Origin of the sequence: Pseudomonas sp. ef1 (genome assembly GCF_007293365.2) — a bacterium.
Classification (GTDB): domain Bacteria; phylum Pseudomonadota; class Gammaproteobacteria; order Pseudomonadales; family Pseudomonadaceae; genus Aquipseudomonas; species Aquipseudomonas siliginis.
Map to the genome: position 1 here is coordinate 3,300,997 of NZ_CM129815.1, position 12,625 is coordinate 3,313,621.

13 protein-coding genes are annotated in these 12,625 nt (G+C 61.3%); 3 read left to right on the top strand and 10 right to left on the bottom strand.

The genetic code is table 11. The annotated features are described in order from the left end of the window. Nucleotides 1-113: 113 nt before the first annotated feature. From FEE99_RS14940 to FEE99_RS14960, 5 genes are read right to left on the bottom strand one after another with little or no spacing between them, the layout of a single operon-like run. Nucleotides 114-1,463, bottom strand: a complete 1,350-nt coding sequence (locus FEE99_RS14940) for an APC family permease (protein WP_041478623.1) — start codon at nt 1,461-1,463, stop codon at nt 114-116. Between the two features lie 54 nt (nt 1,464-1,517). After that, nucleotides 1,518-2,270 carry an N-formylglutamate amidohydrolase gene (locus FEE99_RS14945; RefSeq protein ID WP_041478624.1) on the bottom strand — a complete coding sequence of 251 codons (753 nt, stop codon included), beginning with the start codon at nt 2,268-2,270 and terminating at the stop codon, nt 1,518-1,520. Continuing rightward, a complete protein-coding gene (locus tag FEE99_RS14950; RefSeq protein WP_041478625.1) occupies nt 2,254-3,585 on the bottom strand; it encodes a glutamine synthetase in 1,332 nt (443 codons plus the stop codon). Before FEE99_RS14950 ends, FEE99_RS14945 begins: the two co-directional genes overlap by 17 nt. Beyond that, on the bottom strand, nt 3,582-4,226 hold the full coding sequence (locus tag FEE99_RS14955) for an isochorismatase family cysteine hydrolase (RefSeq protein WP_041478626.1): 645 nt from the start codon (nt 4,224-4,226) through the stop codon (nt 3,582-3,584). Before FEE99_RS14955 ends, FEE99_RS14950 begins: the two co-directional genes overlap by 4 nt. 2 nt (nt 4,227-4,228) lie before the next feature. Beyond that, nucleotides 4,229-5,083 (bottom strand): MurR/RpiR family transcriptional regulator, encoded by an 855-nt coding sequence (locus FEE99_RS14960; RefSeq protein ID WP_041478627.1) that lies wholly within the window; start codon nt 5,081-5,083, stop codon nt 4,229-4,231. Between the two features lie 258 nt (nt 5,084-5,341). Here FEE99_RS14960 and FEE99_RS14965 point away from each other — a divergent pair, with 258 nt between their 5' ends. Next, complete coding sequence (locus FEE99_RS14965) at nt 5,342-5,971, top strand: histidine phosphatase family protein (RefSeq protein ID WP_221264914.1); 630 nt, start codon at nt 5,342-5,344, stop codon at nt 5,969-5,971. Next, nucleotides 5,971-6,726, top strand: a complete 756-nt coding sequence (gene cobF, locus FEE99_RS14970) for a precorrin-6A synthase (deacetylating) (RefSeq protein ID WP_041478628.1) — start codon at nt 5,971-5,973, stop codon at nt 6,724-6,726. The genes FEE99_RS14965 and cobF overlap by 1 nt, the downstream gene beginning before the upstream one ends. A 219-nt stretch (nt 6,727-6,945) precedes the next feature. On the opposite strand, the gene FEE99_RS14975 is transcribed toward cobF, so the two are convergent. From FEE99_RS14975 to FEE99_RS14985, 3 genes are read right to left on the bottom strand one after another with little or no spacing between them, the layout of a single operon-like run. Next, a complete protein-coding gene (locus FEE99_RS14975) occupies nt 6,946-8,127 on the bottom strand; it encodes an acetyl-CoA C-acetyltransferase (RefSeq protein WP_041478629.1) in 1,182 nt (393 codons plus the stop codon). 11 nt (nt 8,128-8,138) lie between these two features. After that, on the bottom strand, nt 8,139-8,804 hold the full coding sequence (locus FEE99_RS14980; RefSeq protein ID WP_041478630.1) for a CoA transferase subunit B: 666 nt from the start codon (nt 8,802-8,804) through the stop codon (nt 8,139-8,141). A 24-nt stretch (nt 8,805-8,828) separates the two neighbouring features. Beyond that, entirely contained in the window at nt 8,829-9,527 is a 699-nt protein-coding gene (locus tag FEE99_RS14985) for a CoA transferase subunit A (protein ID WP_016774135.1), read from the bottom strand. 296 nt (nt 9,528-9,823) lie between these two features. On the opposite strand from FEE99_RS14985, the gene FEE99_RS14990 reads away from it, so the two are divergent. Then, nucleotides 9,824-10,759, top strand: a complete 936-nt coding sequence (locus tag FEE99_RS14990; RefSeq protein ID WP_041478631.1) for a LysR family transcriptional regulator — start codon at nt 9,824-9,826, stop codon at nt 10,757-10,759. A 44-nt stretch (nt 10,760-10,803) separates the two neighbouring features. Here the strand turns inward: FEE99_RS14990 and FEE99_RS14995 are convergent, their stop codons facing one another. Together FEE99_RS14995 and FEE99_RS15000 are read right to left on the bottom strand one after the other, a co-directional pair. Further along, a complete protein-coding gene (locus tag FEE99_RS14995; protein WP_041478632.1) occupies nt 10,804-11,421 on the bottom strand; it encodes a DNA-3-methyladenine glycosylase family protein in 618 nt (205 codons plus the stop codon). Nucleotides 11,422-11,479: 58 nt separating this feature from the next. Next, nucleotides 11,480-12,562 (bottom strand): bifunctional transcriptional activator/DNA repair enzyme AdaA, encoded by a 1,083-nt coding sequence (locus FEE99_RS15000; protein WP_041478633.1) that lies wholly within the window; start codon nt 12,560-12,562, stop codon nt 11,480-11,482. Nucleotides 12,563-12,625: the final 63 nt, after the last annotated feature.

The following is a 12,625-nucleotide window of genomic DNA, read 5'->3' on the forward strand; positions in this document are numbered from 1 at the left end:
TACTCCTGTATCAAAAGGTTCGGCCGATTCGCCGAACCTGACTATCACTGTCGGTGTCCACGCGTTGAATCGGCGGTCGCCTGATTTGTTGTCAGACGCCGCTCTTTTTCTTGTCAGCCTTTGCTCGGATCGGGCAGCGCTGTGCTGGCGCCGAGCTTGTTGAGAAAGAACAGGTACACAAGGCCCAGGGCAATCCAGATCAGGCCGAGTTTCTGCGCATCGACGCCCATGTTGTACATGATGGCGGCGACGATGATGAAGCCGATCACCGGGCAGAGCAGATGGCGCACAAACTGTCCCGACTTCTGCCGACGCCAGTAGTGGTTGATCACCGTCAGGTGCAGGAGCATGAAACCGCTGAGGGCGCCGAAGTTGATCAGCGAGGTGAGGATGTCGACCGCGTCGATGAACAGGTAGCAGATCAGCAGCGACAACACCGCCACCAGATAAATGCTCAGGTACGGCGTGTTGTGTTTCGGGTGGACCTTGGCCAGCAACTTCGGCAGCTTGCCGTCGCGGGCCATGCCGAACAGCAGGCGCGAGACGGCGGCCTGCGAGGTGATTGCCACGGCCACGCCCCAGGCCAGCGCCGTGGCGACGGCTGTCAGGGTCGCCAGCCAGCTGCCAGCGGCGATTTCGGCAATTTCATAAAACGCGGTGTCGGCGGATTTGAAGCCCATGCCCGCCGCCAGATCGGTGGCAATCCACGTCTGTACCACGAAAATCGTGCCCATCACCGCCAGGGTGATCAGCGCTGCCTTGCCGACGCTGCGGCCCGGATCTTCCTTGATTTCTTCGGCGAGGGTGGAGATCGCGTCGAAGCCGAGGAACGACAGCACGGCGATCGACACGGCTTGCATCAGCAGGGCGAAGTTGAAGGTTTGCGGGTGATACAGCGGCGCCAGCGTCAGCTCACCGTTACCGCCACCGTTGTGCAGGGCGTTCCAGGCGTAGAACAGGAAGATGCCCAGCACGACCAGTTGTGCCAGCAGGAACAGCATGTTCATCCGCGCGGTGAAGGTGATGCCGCGCAGGTTGACGAACGTCGCGCTGACCAGAAACGCCAGGATGAAGCCGACCTTGGGAATGTCCGGGTACAAATGGTTGAGCGCCATCGCCGAATACAGGTACAGCAGCGGCGGAATCAGCAGGTAATCGAGCAGCATCAGCCAGCCAGCGATGAAGCCGACGTGTTGATTAAGGCCGCGTTGCGCGTAGGAATATACGGAGCCGGCAACCGGAAAGGCCTTGGCCATGCTGCCGTAACTCAGCGCGGTGAACAGCATCGCCACCATGCCGATGATGTACGCCAGCGGCACCATCCCCGGTGCTTCGGCGTTGACGTAGCCATACACACCGAACGGGGCGATGGGGATCATGAAGATCATCCCGTACACCACCAGATCGGTCAGCGTCAGGCTACGTTTCAACTCTTGCTTGTAGCCGAATTCTTCAATTTCCATGAAGCGCAACTCCTTGTCAGCCATCGGTCGGTTTATGTTTTATCGGTCCGTCATTTACAGCAAAGGTGCGAGGTAGCCGGCCCAGCGCGACACTGCTTCGGGGCTGCGCAGCAGATCGTTGCGCACCTCGATCAGCACCGCCTCAAGCCCCCGGGCATCGCCGTGCACCGGCACGGTCATGTCGCCCAAGGGATCAATTCTGTACGGTTGGTTGCCCGCCACTTTCAACGGTTGCGCTTGCAGGCCGTCGAGCAAACGCAGGGCATAGTCTTTGGCCTGGCCGAACAACACGCCGACTTCCAGCGGTCGCGGCTGGCCGTAATACACCGGGGTGAAACTGTGAATGCCGACCACACGCACCGGCAGACCTTTGGCAATGCGCTCGTCGATCAACATCTGCAAGCGCGCATGAAACGGTTTGAACAGCGTTTGCCGGCGGTACTCGCGGGTTGCTTCGTCGAGCTCGCGGTTGCCGGGTATCGGGTAGATCTCGCTCTGCAGCGGGATGCTGTCCGGCGCATGGCGCGGTCGGTTGAGGTCGATCAGCAGCCGTGAATAGTTGGCGCTGAGCAGGGTAGCGCCAAGCTGTTCCGACAACTGTTCGGCCAGTTGCAGCGCGCCGATGTCCCAGGCGATATGTTCGCGTGCGGCCGCCTCGTCCAGGCCCAGATTGTTCAGGGCCTCGGGGATGTATCGACTGGCGTGTTCGCACACGAGGATCAACGGATTCGTCGAGTCCTCGCGGCTCAGGGTGTAGACCGGGCGGGTATACAACCCAAGCTCGGCGGATTCAGTACAGGCGTGCATAGTGCTCACACAGGTCAGCGGGCGAGAGCTGTTCCGTCAGCGCCAGTTCCTCGGTTTTCAGGGCGTAATACGTGTCGAGTAACGGCTTGGGCAGCCATTCATTGAAGGCTGCACTGTCACGCAGGCAATCCAGCGCCTGGGCCAGCGAGGCGGGCAGGGCGACGATGCCCCGGGCCTTGCGTTGCTCGTCGTTGAGTGAATCGGGAATTTCATCGGTGATCGCGTTCAGCGCCAGACGTTGTTCGATGCCCAGCCGCCCGGCAATCAGCAGTGCGGCCATGGCCAGATGCGGCGAGGCGGTGGCGTCCATGGCGCGAAATTCCAGGTTGAACTGCTGCGCAGCGGATTTACCCCCCAAGGTCACGGTCGGGCAGATGCGCAGCGCCGCTTCACGATTCTGCTGCCCCAGACACGCATAGGACGCGCTCCAGTGGTGCGGCTGCAACCGCTGGTAGGACAGCGGCGTCGGCGCGGTGAACGCGCACAGCGCCGGTAGAAAATGCAGGACTCCGGCAGCCCAATGCTGGCCGATGCTCGACAGGCCGTTGCTGGTGCCGGCGTCGTACAACATCGGCTGGCCGGCCAGGTCGAGCAGGCTGACGTGCAGGTGCACACCGTTGCACACCGCCTCGGCGGCAGTCTTCGGCGCAAAACTCAGGTCGAGGCCCATTTGCCGGGCGATTTCCCGGGTGATTTCGCGCACGTTGACCGCACGATCCGCCGCCGCTACGCCAAGAGTCGGGCGGCAGGTGATTTCGTATTGGTGCTTGCCGTATTCCGGCAGAAACATTTCCGGCTCGACGCCGCCGGCGCGCAGGGCACTGAGCAGCCAGCCGCCGAATTCGGCGCCCTGGCGCTGCGCTTCGAGAGAGAACGCCGCGTGTTCGGCAATGCCTGCGTGCAGGTTGAATTCATGTTCGAAGGCGGCGTTGACCTGCAACCCCAACTCATCGTGATAGCGCTCGATTTCATCGCGCAGCAATGTGCGTGGGCAGGCGCCCCAGGCCTGGCCGTCGGTCTCGCGAATATCGGCGTGGATGAAATCCAGCACCGGTGCATTGGCGTCCGGGCCGCTGCCGACAGTGACGCGGCTGCTCAGATCCGGAATCAGCCGCAGGTCGCCGTACGCGCCCCACGGACTGCTCGAGGCGATGATGTCCTGCGGCGTCAACGCGCTGTTGGCGGGGACCCAGCCGCAACCCGCCGCCTGGTAATGCTCCAGCTCATCGCTAGGAAACGAGCGGCCCCGGGTGATGCCGATCAGGTCGGTGGTGACCAGTGTGGTCATCGGCAACGGGGTCAGGCGCGGGCTCATGGCTGCATCTCCCGCAGACGACCGAGCACGGTGTCGGTGTCGGTGATCCAGCAGTAACCCTTGATCGCGTTGAGGCAGGCGTGATGGCGTTCAGCTGTGTAAGTGGCGCAGGCATCCTCCACCAGCGTGACCAGATAGCCACGGTCGGCGGCATCGCGCACAGCCATGTCCACACATTGGTCGGTTACGATGCCAGCGATGATCAGATGCCGGGTCTGCAGATTGCGCAGCACGTAATCGATGTTGGTTGAATTGAACACCCCGGAGGAGGTCTTCGGCAGCACGATTTCGTTCTCGGCCGGGGTCAGCTCAGCGATGACCTGAGCCTGCACGCTGCCCTTGGGCAGGTGCATGTCCGACAGTTTGTGATCCAGCGAGCGGTCGCGACCGTCGGCGGTCAGGCTTTCGATAATCGTGTGCAGCACGTTCTGCTGCGCCTGACGAAAGGCGCCAAGCAGCCGTTGCTGATTGGGCACCACCTGGCTGCGCGTGCGCTGGAGAAAATACTCGGCATCCGCGCCGCTCAGGTGCGGGTCGAATTGCGGTTCGAGCCAGGCGCGCTGCATGTCCACCAGCAACAAAGCGGTGTGGTCGGTCGCAAACGGCAGGTCCCGTGGCGAGTGGTGGGGAAGGCTGAACATCCTTATTTGTCCTCCAGCAGGTGAGTCGCAAAATCGTTGCGCAGGGCATCGATGCCTTCCAGGCGATCGGCCGGGTCCGGCACGCGCAAGGTCAGGCAGGCAATCAACGCCTCGACCTGCGCCAGCGCCGGTACCATAGTGTCGAACGGCGACGCCGATTCCACCGGCGCGCTGATGATCAGGTCGGCCAATTCGCGCAGCGGCGAGGCGTAGACATCGGTGAACAGCACCACTCGCGCGTTGTTGTTCTTCGCCGCCTGCGCAACGCGCAAAGCCTGGGTCTGGTAGCGCCGGTAGTCGAACACCAGCACCACGTCCTGACGTTGCAGATCGTATAAACGGTCGGGCAGCAGGGCGTTGTCTTCCAGGGCGAAGCAGCCGGGACGCAGCAGACGCAAGTGATTGAGCAGGTAATTGGCCAGCAGAATGCTGAAGCGGCCACCGAAACAGTAGACCTGATGGCGGCTGTCGAGCAGCCATTCCAAGAGGATGCGTACGTCTTCAGGCTGGGTCAGGGCTTGGGTGTCGACCAGCAAACGCTGGCTGTCGGCCAGATAATGCGCCCAGGCATCGTCCTTGTTCTGCTGCGAACGCGGCTGCAACAAGGTGCGCGGTGAACGCAGGCGATGGTCCATGTCGCTGAGCAGGGCTTCCTGGAATTCGGCATAACCGCCGAAACCGAGCTTTTTCACCAGACGCACGATGGTCGGATCGCTGACACCGGCATGTTCGGCCAGTCGCGCCATAGGCCCGAGACCGTTGCGTGGATACTGATCAAGCAGGGCGCGAACGACTTTGCGCTCCGACGGCGTCAGGTCCAGGCCGGGATCGGTGATCAGGTCTCTGAGAGGGGGCATCCGGGCTCCTGCTGGATGGGGTGTCGAATTTGTTTCACATTCCGTTAAAAGAGTATTTATGTAATGGGTGCTACATGTCTAGCGAATTTTTGTACAGGTTTTTCGAGCACCAAAAGTGTGCAAGGTGCCCGTGTAATAAGGGCTACGTCGAAATAACGCGCTGTTGTAGTCCTTTGCCGATTGCTGTGTCAGACATTGCCTATCCCAAGCTCAGCGACTGGCCGGTGACAACCCTGAACGCCGAGGTTTTACGGCACAATGCGACGCGTATCGGCTGTGTGCCATTGTTTGTTTTATCTTTCGACCGAGAACCTGCTTGTGCCAAGTAGCCGTTTGACACTGATTTGCCATGCGCGAACCATCGCACAGAAACTGGCGCGTTTTCCTACGGACGAGCCTGTTGAAAATCTGGCTGTTCCGTCCGACGCGTTCAGGGCGCGATTGGCGGTAACACGGCGGCTGGTGTGTGCCCCGGAGTTGAGAACTCAGCAAACGGCAGCATGGTTTGGCGTCGATGCGCAGATTGATCAAGCTCTGCGCGATTGCGATTGGGGACGCTGGCACGGGCAATCGATCAAGGATCTGCAAGCCAATGAAAACCAGGCTTTGCAAGCCTGGCTGGCCGATCCTGAAGCCGCACCCCACGGCGGCGAATCGGTCAGGCAACTGACGCAGCGGGTCTCAATGTGGCTGGACTCCATTGCCGAAACCCCAGTACATGTAGTGGCAGTCACGCATCCTTTCGTCATTCGCGCGGCGCTAATGCAGGTGCTGCAGGGCGCGGCGTTCCACGCAATCGACGTCGAGCCCCTGGCGATGATCGCCTTGCGCTTCAATGGCATCTGGCGGCTACGCTTGCCGGGCATGGCCCTTGACGAGGAATACTGATGAAACAGTTGCTGGTCATCGGCATTGGCGCGGGCAACCCGGACTACATCACCATGCAGGCGGTGAAAGCGCTGAATCGGGTCGATGTGTTCTTTCTGCTGGATAAAGGCCAGAGCAAGCAGACGCTGATCGACCTGCGCCGGGAGATCTGCGAGCGCTACATCACTGACCACGCTTATCGCTTTGTCGAAGCCAGCAGCCCGGAGCGGGAGCGCGGCGATGTCGACTACACAGCGAGCGTCGATGCACTGAACCTCGCCAAGCAGCAGACCTTCGAACGGCTGATCAATGAAGAATTGTCCGACGGCCAGTGCGGCGGATTCCTGATCTGGGGCGATCCGGCGTTGTACGACAGCACACTGCGGATTCTTCAGGCGATTCAGGCATCAGGCCGCTGTCAGTTTGAATACGAAGTGATACCGGGGATCACCAGCGTTCAGGCCCTGGCTGCGCAGCACAAAATACCTTTGAACACGATTGGTCGCTCAGTAGAAATCACCACAGGCCGGCGATTGGCGGCGGGGCAGGTGAGTGAAGCGGACAGTCTGGTAGTAATGCTCGATGCCGAGGATTCGTACCAGCGGGTGGCGGATCGGCAGACCGACATTTTCTGGGGCGCTTACCTGGGCACGCCGGACGAGATTCTGCTCAGCGGCAAGCTGGCGGATGTGGCCGATGAGATCGAAAGGGTGCGCAAGGCGGCACGAGCGGAGCATGGGTGGATTATGGATACCTATCTGTTGCGCAAGCCTTGAGTGGTTGGCGCCTGAACAAGCGCTTTCGCGAGCAGGCTCGCTCCCACAGGGAAATGCGTTGCAGAATGTGGGAGCGAGCCTGCTCGCGAAGGGGCCAGAACATTCACCACCGATTGTAGACAGGCAAAAAGAAACCCGGTGCAACGCAAATCGCACCGGGTTTTTTGTTGCCAGCCAACAGCGGATGTCGTGGATCCGCCGTCAACCTTGAACTCCGTATCAGCCGCGTTCCAGCGCCAAAGCCACGCCCTGACCGCCGCCGATGCACAAGGTCGCCAGACCTTTTTTCGCATCGCGCTTGAGCATCTCGTGCAGCAATGTCACCAGCACGCGGCAACCTGATGCGCCGATCGGGTGGCCGAGGGCGATGGCGCCGCCGTTGACGTTGACCTTGTCCAGATCCCATTGCAGGTCTTTGGCCACGGCCAGCGATTGCGCAGCGAACGCTTCGTTGGCTTCGATCAGGTCGAGCTGATCGATGCTCCAGCCGGCCTTGTCCAGGCAGCGGCGGGTCGCCGATACCGGGCCGATGCCCATGATCGCCGGGTCGACGCCAGCGTTGGCGTACGCAGCAATTTTCGCCAGAACCGGCAGGCCCAGCGATTTGGCTTTCTCGGCACTCATCAGAATCACGGCGGCGGCACCGTCGTTCAGCGACGAGGCGTTGCCAGCGGTGACGCTGCCGTCCTTTTTGAACGCCGGACGCAGTTTCGCCAGAGATTGTGCGGTGGTATCGCCGCGTGGCTGCTCGTCGACCTGGAACGCGAGCGGATCGCCTTTGCGCTGCGGGATCAGGATCGGCGTGATTTCATCAACGAAGCGCCCGGCCTCGATTGCAGCGGCAGCTTTCTGCTGGGAAGCGGCAGCGAAGGCGTCCTGCTGTTCGCGGCTGATCTGGTATTTGTCGACCAGATTCTCGGCAGTGATGCCCATGTGGTAATCGTTGAACGCATCCCACAGGCCATCGCTGATCATGGTGTCGACGATTTGCGCGTGGCCCATGCGCAGGCCGGTGCGCGCACCCGGCATGATGTAGTTGGACAGGCTCATGTTCTCCTGACCGCCGGCGATGATCACCTCGGCGTCGCCGCAACGGATCGCTTGCGCGCCCAGGTGCAGAGCCTTGAGGCCCGAACCGCATACCTTGTTCAGGGTCATGGCCGGTACGGCGTGGGGCAGGCCAGCCTTGATCGCGGCCTGACGTGCCGGGTTCTGCCCGGCGCCAGCGGTGAGCACCTGGCCCATGATCACTTCATCGACCTGCGCCCCGTCCAGGCCGGTCTGCTCGAGCAACTGGCGGATCACCGCCGCGCCCAGGTCTACAGCGGATACATTGGCCAGGGAGCCCTGAAAACTGCCGATCGCGGTACGCGTGGCGGCAACAATGACGACGTCTTGCATTTTCGAATTCCTCACTGGGCAGCGAACTGCATTTCCGGTACGTGATCCGGGACGATCAGTTTACCAGCGGTTTTGGCGACGATTTCCTCAACACTGACGCCAGGTGCGCGTTCCTTGAGGACAAAAGCGCCATTTTCGATTTCCAGATAGGCGAGGTCGGTCAGTACGCGCTTGATGCAGCAGGCACCGGTCAGCGGCAGGCTGCACTTGGCCAGCAGCTTGGACTCACCGTCCTTGGACGCGTGGGTCATGATGACAATGATGTTGTCGGCGCCGGCCACCAGATCCATCGCGCCGCCCATGCCCTTGACCAGTTTGCCGGGGATCATCCACGAAGCGATGTTGCCTTCGACGTCGACCTCGAACGCGCCGAGCACGGTCAGGTCGACATGGCCGCCGCGGATCATCGCGAAGGATTCGGCGGAATTGAAGATCGACGCGCCGATCCGTGCAGTCACCGTTTGTTTGCCGGCGTTGATCATGTCGGCATCGATGGTTTCTTCGGTCGGGAACGGACCCATGCCGAGCAGGCCGTTTTCCGATTGCAGCATGACTTCCATGCCTTCGGGGATGTAGTTGGCGACCAGGGTCGGAATGCCGATGCCGAGGTTCACGTAGTAGCCGTCCTGCATTTCGCGGGCGACGCGCTGAGCCATTTGTTCGCGGGTAAGTGCCATGTTGTTGTTCTCCGAAGGCCTGAATTATTTGCGGATGGTGCGCTGTTCGATGCGTTTTTCGAACGTGCCGCAAATGACCCGGTCGACGTAGATGCCCGGGGTGTGGATCTGCGTCGGGTCGAGTTCGCCGGGCTCGACGATTTCTTCGACTTCGACCACGGTGATCTTGCCGGCGGTCGCGGCCAACGGGTTGAAATTCTGCGCGGTGTGACGGTAAACGACGTTACCGAAATGGTCGGCCTTCCAGCCTTTGACGATGGCGAAGTCGCCGGTGATGGACTCTTCCATCAGGTACTTGCGGCCCTTGAACTCGCGCACTTCCTTGCCTTCGGCAACCGGGGTGCCAACGCCAGTGGCGGTGAAGAACGCCGGAATGCCGGCGCCGCCTGCGCGCATCTTCTCGGCGAGGGTGCCTTGCGGGGTGAGGATGACTTCGATCTCGCCCTTGAGCAGTTGCTCTTCAAACAGTTTGTTCTCGCCGACGTAAGAGGCGATGACTTTGCTGATCTGGCGGTCGGTGAGCAGCACGCCAAGGCCGAAACCATCAACGCCGCAGTTGTTGGAAACGACGGTGAGGTCACGGGTGCCCTTGCGCTTGATCTCGGCGATCAGGTTTTCCGGAATGCCGCACAGGCCAAAGCCGCCGGCGATGACGGTCATGCCGTCTTCCAGCCCGGCCATCGCTTCCTCGTAGGAATACACACGCTTGTCGAAACCTGCCATAGGCACCTCTTTTATTATTTGCGGGCGGCTGGCTAGCCGAATGACTGGAGTGTCTCTCTGCTGGATATATTTGTTAAGTTGATTTTTAAGGTGGATTGATTGATAAATCTCACCAATACGCGTTCGGCGATGATCGTTCCCACGCTCCGCGCGGGAATGCCTCCAGGGACGCTCCGCGTCCAGTGACGCGGAGCGTCACGGGCTGCATTCCCACGCAGGAGCGTGGGAACGATCAGGGCCATCGCATCACGGCTTGCAGCTTGACGCTTGCAGCTTGCAACTGGAGCAAAGCGACCATGACCATCAAACAGATTCGGGCCTTTCTCGCCGTGGCCCACAGCCTCAGTTTTGCTGTGGCCTGCGAGCGTCTGCACCTGTCGCAGTCAGCGCTCAGCCTGACCATCAAGGCGCTGGAAGAGGGCCTGGGAGGGCGTCTGTTCAGCCGTAACACGCGTAACGTGGCGTTGACCCCGGAAGGCGAGTCCCTGCTGCCGCTGGCGCGCCGCTTGATCGCCGACTGGGACAATGCCGAAGACGAAATGCGCCAGCGTTTCAGCCTGCAGCGCGGACGCGTGACGCTGGCGGCGATGCCGTCGTTTGCCGGCAATCTGCTGCCGCCGATCCTCAAGAGCTTTCGCGCGCGTTATCCGAACGTCAACGTGACGGTCAACGACGTGATCAACGAGCAAGTACTGGAAATGGTCCGCGATCGTCAGGTTGAACTCGGTGTGGCGTTCGCGCCGATGCAGAGCACGTCGATGACGTTCACGCCTTTATATGTCGATCGTTTTGTCGCCGTGGTGCCGGCCGATTCAGCGCTGGCCGGTCGCGCCGACATCGATTGGCAGACCTTGCTGGAGCAACCGTTCATCACCCTGCAGCGGCCATCGACGGTGCGGGTGATGCTGGAAGAGCATTTGCAGGCGCGCGGAATGAAGTTGCCGGTGGAGTTCGAGAGCCATCAATTGGCGACGGTAGGGCGAATGGTTGCCAGCGGGCTTGGGGTCAGCGCGGTGCCGGCATTGTGCGCGGGGCAAATGCGTGAGCTGGGCGCGCATTGCCTGACCTTGAATGATTCTGTGGAGCGGGCGATTGGCGTGTTGACCGAGCCGGGCAATGAACTGTCGGCGGCGGCGCAGGCGTTGTTCGAGATTCTCAAGGCTGAAGATTTGCAGCGCCAGTTCGATTTTCCCCTCACCCCGGGAGCGCGGAAACAGAGCGCCGAACGCTGATTCAGTGTGGGAGCGAGCCTGCTCGCGAAGAACGATAACGCGGTCTAAACCTTGGCCACGCGCCACAGATACCAGGCCGCAACCGTCCGATAAGGTTTCCACGCCTGGCCAATCTCGGTCATCTGTTTGCGCGTTGGCTGCACCTCCAGTCCCTTCAAGCGCCGATATCCCTCACGCACGCCAAAATCATCCGCCGGCAGGATGTCCATACGTTCGAGGCTGTAGATCAACAGCATCTCCACGGTCCAGCGGCCGACCCCGCGCAGGCTGGTCAGGCGTTCGATCAGGGTTTCATCGTCCATCGCCCGTGCAGTCGGGTAATCGGGCACCACGCCGTCCAGCGACGCCTGGGCGATCCCTTGAATCGTCGCAATCTTGCTCGCCGAAAAACCACAAGCACGCAGTCGCTCGACCTCGGTAGCCAGAATCTGCTGCGGACGCGGAAACGCCTGGCCGGGGAACAACTCCACCAAACGCCCAAGGATCGCATCGCCGGCCTTGGCGTGCAGTTGCTGATAGGCAATCGCCCGTACCAGCGATTCATACGGGGCGCGCGCCGGATGTGGCTGATGCAGACATGGCCCGACGGCGCTGACATGGCGCTGCCAGTCAGTGTCTATCGCGGCCAGAAAAGCGCTGGCCATCTCATACATGTCAGCCATGTTGCGGTGATTCGAACGTACTCATCGAAATCCCTGTTTGCCTGTTGGATCGCAAGGCTCAAAAAGCCAATTGTTGAGTCATTTGCAGCGCAGCGTTTTCCAGCCTGAGCAGGAATGCCTTGCGCGGTTGTCCGCCACCATAACCGGTCAGCGAGCCGTCTGCGCCGATCACTCGGTGGCACGGCACCACAATCGACAGGCGATTGTGCCCGTTGGCCAGGCCGACGGCACGGCTGGCGCCGGGTTTGCCCAAGCCCGCCGCGATGGCGCCGTACGTGCTCGTGCGGCCATAGGGGATTTGCAGCAGCGCCGCCCACACCTCGCGTGCAAAAGCGCTGCCGGGCAGGTGCAGCGGCACGCTGAACTGAGTGAGTTTGCCGGCAAAGTAATCCGCCAGTTGCACCTCGATCTGCTGCAAGTGGGCGTTATGCCCCGGTGCAATCGCGTAGCCGTAACGATTCTGCAGCGCTTCGACTTCGCGGGTCAGCGCCGGTCGATCGAGAAACTCCAACAACACCAGCCCACGCTGCTCAGCCATGGCGATCATCGGCCCCAGCGGCGTGGTCAGGCGGGTGAACAGCAACGGTTCACTATTGGCCGCGCGGCCCGGGGTGATGTGGAAGGACTTCTGAAACGCATCGCGGAAACCACTGAGCGACTCGTAGCCGGAGTCGAACGCCGCGTGATCGATCGAGGTGCCTTGCCTGATCCCGCCCAGGGCCATGCCGAGGCGACGTGTGCGCAGCCAGGCGTGGAAGGTCATGCCAAAGTGCTGCTTGAACCAGCGTCGCAGTTTCAGCGGTTCGATGCCCTCGGCGAGCAATTGCGCATCGCTCCAGCGCCGTTCGGGATCGGCGTCCACCGCATTGAGCAGGCGCTGCACCCAGTCCGGGGCAATGGCTGCCGCGTCCAGCGGTTTGCAGCGCAGGCAGGCGCGATAACCGGCGCATAGGCATTCGTCGGCGTGGGCGAAGAATTCGACGTTCTCCGGTTTCGGCTTGCGCGCCGTGCAACTGGGGCGGCAAAAGATCCCGGTGGTTTTCACGGCGGTAAAGAACACGCCTTCATAGGCAGTGTCGCGCTCGAGCATGGCGCGAACCATTTCGGCGTGGGGCGGCAGGACAGCGGCTGGTATGTTCATGGCCAGAGAGTAAATCCGCTTTGTCGATGGCTCCACCGAAAAATCGACAGTGAATTTTTTCTC

Coding starts and splice junctions, on each gene's coding strand:
- FEE99_RS14940 (WP_041478623.1), bottom strand. CDS start 1,463: ATGGAAATTGAAGAATTCGGCTACAAGCAAGAGTTGAAACGTAGCCTG.
- FEE99_RS14945 (WP_041478624.1), bottom strand. CDS start 2,270: ATGCACGCCTGTACTGAATCCGCCGAGCTTGGGTTGTATACCCGCCCG.
- FEE99_RS14950 (WP_041478625.1), bottom strand. CDS start 3,585: ATGAGCCCGCGCCTGACCCCGTTGCCGATGACCACACTGGTCACCACC.
- FEE99_RS14955 (WP_041478626.1), bottom strand. CDS start 4,226: ATGTTCAGCCTTCCCCACCACTCGCCACGGGACCTGCCGTTTGCGACC.
- FEE99_RS14960 (WP_041478627.1), bottom strand. CDS start 5,083: ATGCCCCCTCTCAGAGACCTGATCACCGATCCCGGCCTGGACCTGACG.
- FEE99_RS14965 (WP_221264914.1), top strand. CDS start 5,342: ATGCGACGCGTATCGGCTGTGTGCCATTGTTTGTTTTATCTTTCGACC.
- cobF (WP_041478628.1), top strand. CDS start 5,971: ATGAAACAGTTGCTGGTCATCGGCATTGGCGCGGGCAACCCGGACTAC.
- FEE99_RS14975 (WP_041478629.1), bottom strand. CDS start 8,127: ATGCAAGACGTCGTCATTGTTGCCGCCACGCGTACCGCGATCGGCAGT.
- FEE99_RS14980 (WP_041478630.1), bottom strand. CDS start 8,804: ATGGCACTTACCCGCGAACAAATGGCTCAGCGCGTCGCCCGCGAAATG.
- FEE99_RS14985 (WP_016774135.1), bottom strand. CDS start 9,527: ATGGCAGGTTTCGACAAGCGTGTGTATTCCTACGAGGAAGCGATGGCC.
- FEE99_RS14990 (WP_041478631.1), top strand. CDS start 9,824: ATGACCATCAAACAGATTCGGGCCTTTCTCGCCGTGGCCCACAGCCTC.
- FEE99_RS14995 (WP_041478632.1), bottom strand. CDS start 11,421: ATGGCTGACATGTATGAGATGGCCAGCGCTTTTCTGGCCGCGATAGAC.
- FEE99_RS15000 (WP_041478633.1), bottom strand. CDS start 12,562: ATGAACATACCAGCCGCTGTCCTGCCGCCCCACGCCGAAATGGTTCGC.